This is a genomic window from Gilliamella sp. Occ4-3 (genome assembly GCF_001690675.1).
Classification (GTDB): Bacteria; Pseudomonadota; Gammaproteobacteria; order Enterobacterales; family Orbaceae; genus Gilliamella; species Gilliamella bombi.
The window spans coordinates 1-5,062 of the sequence record NZ_LZHR01000026.1 but is presented as its reverse complement, the minus strand read 5'-3'; the positions used below and the strand labels follow the sequence as shown (position 1 = coordinate 5,062).

Genomic DNA, 5,062 nt, shown 5'->3' with positions numbered 1-5,062 from the left:
TCATAAAATCCATTGACCAACATTCACCTTGTTTATTAGGCACCAATAGCTTTTCCGGGCATCGTGGAGGAATGCGTTTTTTTCGTTTTACTCTGAGATTAAGCTTTAATTCACAATACACCCGATAAACACGCTTATGGTTCCATTGATAGCCGAGCTTTCTGATACGATTAAAGCATTTAGGAAAGCCCCAGCGTAAATGCCGGTCTGTGATAGCATTCAATACCGAAACAATCACCGAATCATCCTGTAACTTAGGTTGATAATAGTAAGCACAACGGCTTAAGCCAACAATGGCACAACTCATAGCAATAGTAACTGAATGATTTTGTTGTAGTTGCTGTGCCCACGTTTTACGTGCCTTTGTGGGCACTAAAGCTTTTTTATGATTTCTTCCTGAAGCTGTGATTTTAAGCTAAGCTCGGCAAACATCTGCTTAAGTTTGCGGTTTTCAGCCTCCAGCTCTTTTAAGCGTTTGATATCCGAAGTTTCCATTCCGCCGTATTTTTCCCGCCATTTATAAAAAGTTGAATTACCCATGCCATATTTACGGCAGAGTTCCTTGACAGGAATACCTGCTTCAGCTTCTTTTAAAATAGCGACGATTTGATGTTCAGTCATTTTTTTCATAATTAAATCCCCTTTTACTTTTATCATAGATAATTTTCTACTTTTTTGCTGTACTATTTTAGGGGATAGTTACAGCAAAATTTGCGTTTGCTTATTTGCACAACCGCAAAGACAAAAAATAAAGATAAAAACAAGTTTTTTCATTAGGGTTTTCCTACTTCAAATATTTAGACAAGGATGAATCAATATTTTATGTTATCCATTTCCTGTAAACTTATTGATTTTTTTAATATACAAGAATAAGTAAAATTAAAGAACAGACTTTTTGACCTCCAATCAAATTTTCGATGCTTCTTCTTTGGCTTGATGAATGATGGCTTTAGCTATCCATTGCGATAGTGATATTACATTTTGATCATCAAGTCCCCAGATATCCTTGAGTACCATAAATATTTCAGAACCGTAAATAATTGAAATAGCATAAACTACTTTATCATAAAGCTCATTTGGTAGTTCAGCTTTGAGTGGGGATAATATTGTTGTAAGAGTTTCTTTACGATTACCTCGTACCAATTTTTCGGTTTGTGGTGATAATGATGACCGTTCTGTTGCCCACTGTTGTAATGAAACCCTTAATGCTGCACGTAGTGCCCCTTCATGCTTTAGCATTTGAGGAAAAGCAAAAGCTAAAAAATCATTAATACTTTCTTCTGCATTTTGTTTTTTTGATTGCCAACTAAAAATAGGTTCTAATGAGCTTTCTACCACAGCTGTAATTAGAGCACTTTGTGTTGGAAAATAGCGGTATGCCGTTGCTCTGGATATACCCGATTTATCAGCAAGTTCAGTTATGGTAAGCTCACAGCCCTGTTCTAATGCTTCTAATGCAGTATTAATTAAACGCTCATAAGTCCGTTTTTTTACGCCAACATATGTTGGGTGCGATACTAAAGTTTTCTGAGTCATTAGGAATATATTTAATTTATCGTAATTTTAAATATGATACTGCATTTTAATAAATTAGTTAAAATTTATCATTTCCTAAAAAAATGAGACTTAAATCTCATTTTTGATATATAATGTATGACAATTAATCACCCTTTTGTTACAAATATTTACCTAATTAACTCATTTAGGAGTAATAAATGGCATCAACTAGTACAATTTATTTAGTTACTACATTAGACACCAAAGGGCAAGAAATCGTTTATATTAAAAATATTCTTGATTCAAAAAATCTCAACTGCAAAATTATTGATGTTTCTACACAATCTCATCAATTTAATCATTTAGCAACTATCACGGCAGAAACCGTTGCAAGTTGCCATCCAGGCGGTAAACAGGCTGTTTTTTGTGGCGATAGAGGTAAAGCAATTGTTGCAATGGCCGAAGCTTTCAAATTGTTTCTGATGACTCAAAACGATGTAGAAGCCATACTAGGTTTAGGGGGGTCGGGAGGAACTGCATTAATTACTCCAGCCATGCAATCACTAGCGGTAGGAATTCCTAAACTAATGGTATCAACAATGGCATCTGGTGATATTTCTGGTTATATCGGTGCAAGTGATATTGCAATGATGTATTCGGTTACTGATATTGCTGGAATTAATGTCATATCTAGGAAAGTTTTAACCAATGCAGCTAATTTTATTGCTGGCTCAATTCTATTTAAAACCCAAGATACGATTGAAGATAAGCCTGCAATTGGTTTAACTATGTTTGGTGTCACAACTAAATGTGTTCAATCTGTATCAACTAAATTAAACGGGCAATATGATTGTTTGGTTTTTCATGCAACAGGCAGTGGTGGCAAAGCAATGGAAAAACTAGCTGATAGCCATTTATTGCACGGTGTGCTTGATATTACAACAACGGAAGTATGTGATTATTTATTTGGCGGTGTTTTAGCCTGCGATGAAGATCGTTTTGGTGCCATTGCAAGAAGCCAAGTACCTTATATTGGATCGTGTGGTGCTCTTGATATGGTGAATTTTGCAAGCCCTGATACTATTCCTCAAAAATATCAAGATCGCCTATTTTATCCACATAATCCACAAGTGACATTAATGCGAACAACGCCAGAAGAAAATCAAAAAATGGCTAATTGGATAGCAAATAAACTTAATCAATGCCAAGGTTATGTCACTTTTATTATTCCTGAAGGTGGTTTTTCTGCTTTAGATATTGAAGGTGGTGCTTTTTGGTCACCAAAAGCAAATCAAGCATTTATTGATGAATTTGAAAAAACCTTTATCCAAACTCAAAAAAGAAAGTTAATAAAAACCCCTTATCATATAAACTCACCGCAGTTTTGTGATCTTATCATCAACGAATTTACAAAAATAATGAAATAAATATTTGGAGAATATTATGGGTAATCAACGTACTCAATTGTTAAAAAAATTCCACGACATGATAGCTAAAGGTCAACCAATTATTGGTGGTGGAGCTGGTACAGGATTATCAGCAAAATGTGAAGAAGCTGGTGGTATCGATCTTATTGTTATCTATAATTCAGGGCGTTACCGTATGGCAGGTAGAGGTTCATTAGCAGGATTACTTGCTTATGGCAATGCTAACGAAATTGTAATGGATATGGCTAAAGAAGTATTACCAGTAGTTAAAAATACGCCAGTACTAGCGGGTGTAAATGGCACAGATCCATTTTGTCAATTTGACCAATTTTTAGACAAATTAAAAGAAACGGGATTTGCTGGCGTGCAAAACTTTCCAACTGTTGGACTCATTGATGGCAACTTCAGAGCAAACCTCGAAGAAACAGGTATGGGATACGCTTTAGAAGTCGAAATGATTCGCAAAGCACATGAAAAAGATCTGCTTACAACACCTTATGTATTTAGTGAACAAAATGCGATCGATATGGCTAAAGCAGGTGCAGATATTTTAGTACCTCATATGGGACTAACAACGGGGGGGAGTATTGGTGCAGAAACAGCGTTAAAACTAGCTGACTGTGTGCCACTAATCAATCAATGGGCAAAAGCGGCTAAAGCAATTCGCCCAGACATTATTATTTTATGTCATGGTGGTCCTATTGCTACCCCTGAAGATGCTGAATATATCTTAAAAAATTGCCCTGAGTGTAATGGATTTTATGGAGCAAGTTCAATGGAACGTTTACCAACAGAAATTGCACTAAAACAAACGACAGAAAGATTTAAATCAATTCAACGACACTAACAATAATATAAGCAATAACAGCGCAACTAATGTATCGCGCTGTTATTTTTTTAAGAGAAGTGAAATTCGTTAAACTATATTTTGATCGAAACATTATACTATTAATATCTACGCATATTTGTTATATGGCAATTTAAATTTAACAGAAAACCTAACCTCATGTAAAAATATGCATAAAAGCTTTAACAAATCAGTAAATAGCAAAACCACCAACCACTTTCAAAATTACCTTCGATTTGAAATAATCGTTTAGTAATACTATTTAGATAATAAAAAATGAGATTAGTCTAACAATTCCTTCTCAAAAAGATTAAAATTGATAAATATTATTAGGGCGTGTTGATCTTTCGTGATTATTTTTTAGACGGCATGATGTGAGTTATAATAATTCAGCCAAAAACAACCATAACTCGATTCATCATGCCAAGAACAATGCTAACAGATAAACGGTGGGAAAAGCTACTACAAATAATGAAAAATACCGGCCGAGTTTATAATAAATCCGAGCATCGGATGACGTTTGAAGGGATCCTTTTCCGAATGAGAACCGGTATTCCTTGGCGAGATTTGCCAAAAGAGTTTGGTGAATGGAGCACCGTCTATAGACGATTTAATTTGTGGTCTAAAAAGGGAATATTAGTTAATATTTTCAAACATTTATCACAACTAGCGGATTTTGAATGGGTGTTCCTAGATGGCTCGATTATCAAGGCTCATCAACATAGTACAGGCGCTGCAACGGAGCATTGTGAGCAAATAGGTCAGAGCTGTGGTGGTAATTCAACTAAAATTCATCTTGCGGTTGATAGTGGTGGTTTGCCTATTTGTTTTGAGCTTTCTGAAGGACAACGACATGATATCACTTATGCAGAAAACCTAGTTGAAAAGCTCGATGAAGTCAATACAGTGATAGCCGATAAAGGTTATGACAGCGAGCCTTTTCGGTGCTTTGTTCGTCAAAAAGGCGGACGAACGGTGATTGCTAAACGTAATTATGGTAAGGATATAGATAAAAGCAGTATGGATAGGTGCCTTTATCGCTATCGTCATTTAGTCGAGAATGCCTTTGCTAGAATCAAGCAATATCGTTCAATATCAACTAGATACGATAAGTTAGAAAGGAATTATGCCAGTATGGTATCACTGGCATTTATGTTAATGTGGCTGCCAATGTATTGTTGAGTAATTTATGTACAGCAAAGATCAACAGCCCCTAATAATCTGGCAAATTTACTTGTTTCATATAAATTAATCGCAATTAATAGTATAAGCAGGAACAGATGAACACTCC

At 35.4% G+C, this 5,062-nt stretch carries 6 protein-coding genes; 3 read left to right on the top strand and 3 right to left on the bottom strand.

Annotated elements, in window-relative coordinates; all coding sequences use genetic code 11:
* The 3 genes from A9G44_RS03235 to A9G44_RS03225 form a co-directional block, all read right to left on the bottom strand.
* On the bottom strand, window positions 1-373 hold a 373-nt coding region (locus A9G44_RS03235), incomplete at its 3' end, for an IS3 family transposase (RefSeq protein ID WP_143426292.1).
* A complete protein-coding gene (locus A9G44_RS03230; protein ID WP_034909955.1) occupies window positions 373-630 on the bottom strand; it encodes a transposase in 258 nt (85 codons plus the stop codon). The genes A9G44_RS03235 and A9G44_RS03230, both read right to left, overlap by 1 nt.
* 276 nt (window positions 631-906) lie before the next feature.
* On the bottom strand, window positions 907-1,536 hold the full coding sequence (locus A9G44_RS03225; RefSeq protein ID WP_065609178.1) for a TetR/AcrR family transcriptional regulator: 630 nt from the start codon (window positions 1,534-1,536) through the stop codon (window positions 907-909).
* Window positions 1,537-1,715: 179 nt separating this feature from the next.
* Here A9G44_RS03225 and A9G44_RS03220 point away from each other — a divergent pair, with 179 nt between their 5' ends.
* From A9G44_RS03220 to A9G44_RS03210, 3 genes are all read left to right on the top strand, one after another.
* Window positions 1,716-2,924: a Tm-1-like ATP-binding domain-containing protein gene (locus A9G44_RS03220; RefSeq protein WP_065609177.1), complete on the top strand. Its 1,209-nt coding sequence runs from the start codon at window positions 1,716-1,718 to the stop codon at window positions 2,922-2,924.
* Window positions 2,925-2,940: 16 nt separating this feature from the next.
* On the top strand, window positions 2,941-3,771 hold the full coding sequence (locus A9G44_RS03215; RefSeq protein WP_034915527.1) for a phosphoenolpyruvate hydrolase family protein: 831 nt from the start codon (window positions 2,941-2,943) through the stop codon (window positions 3,769-3,771).
* A 420-nt stretch (window positions 3,772-4,191) separates the two neighbouring features.
* A complete protein-coding gene (locus tag A9G44_RS03210) occupies window positions 4,192-4,953 on the top strand; it encodes an IS5 family transposase (RefSeq protein ID WP_065609176.1) in 762 nt (253 codons plus the stop codon).
* The last annotated feature ends 109 nt before the right edge of the window (window positions 4,954-5,062 follow it).

Bases quoted from the DNA above. Each gene is read 5' to 3' on its own strand.
- A9G44_RS03230 (WP_034909955.1), bottom strand. From the start codon at position 630: ATGAAAAAAATGACTGAACATCAAATCGTCGCTATTTTAAAAGAAGCT.
- A9G44_RS03225 (WP_065609178.1), bottom strand. From the start codon at position 1,536: ATGACTCAGAAAACTTTAGTATCGCACCCAACATATGTTGGCGTAAAA.
- A9G44_RS03215 (WP_034915527.1), top strand. From the start codon at position 2,941: ATGGGTAATCAACGTACTCAATTGTTAAAAAAATTCCACGACATGATA.
- A9G44_RS03220 (WP_065609177.1), top strand. From the start codon at position 1,716: ATGGCATCAACTAGTACAATTTATTTAGTTACTACATTAGACACCAAA.
- A9G44_RS03210 (WP_065609176.1), top strand. From the start codon at position 4,192: ATGCCAAGAACAATGCTAACAGATAAACGGTGGGAAAAGCTACTACAA.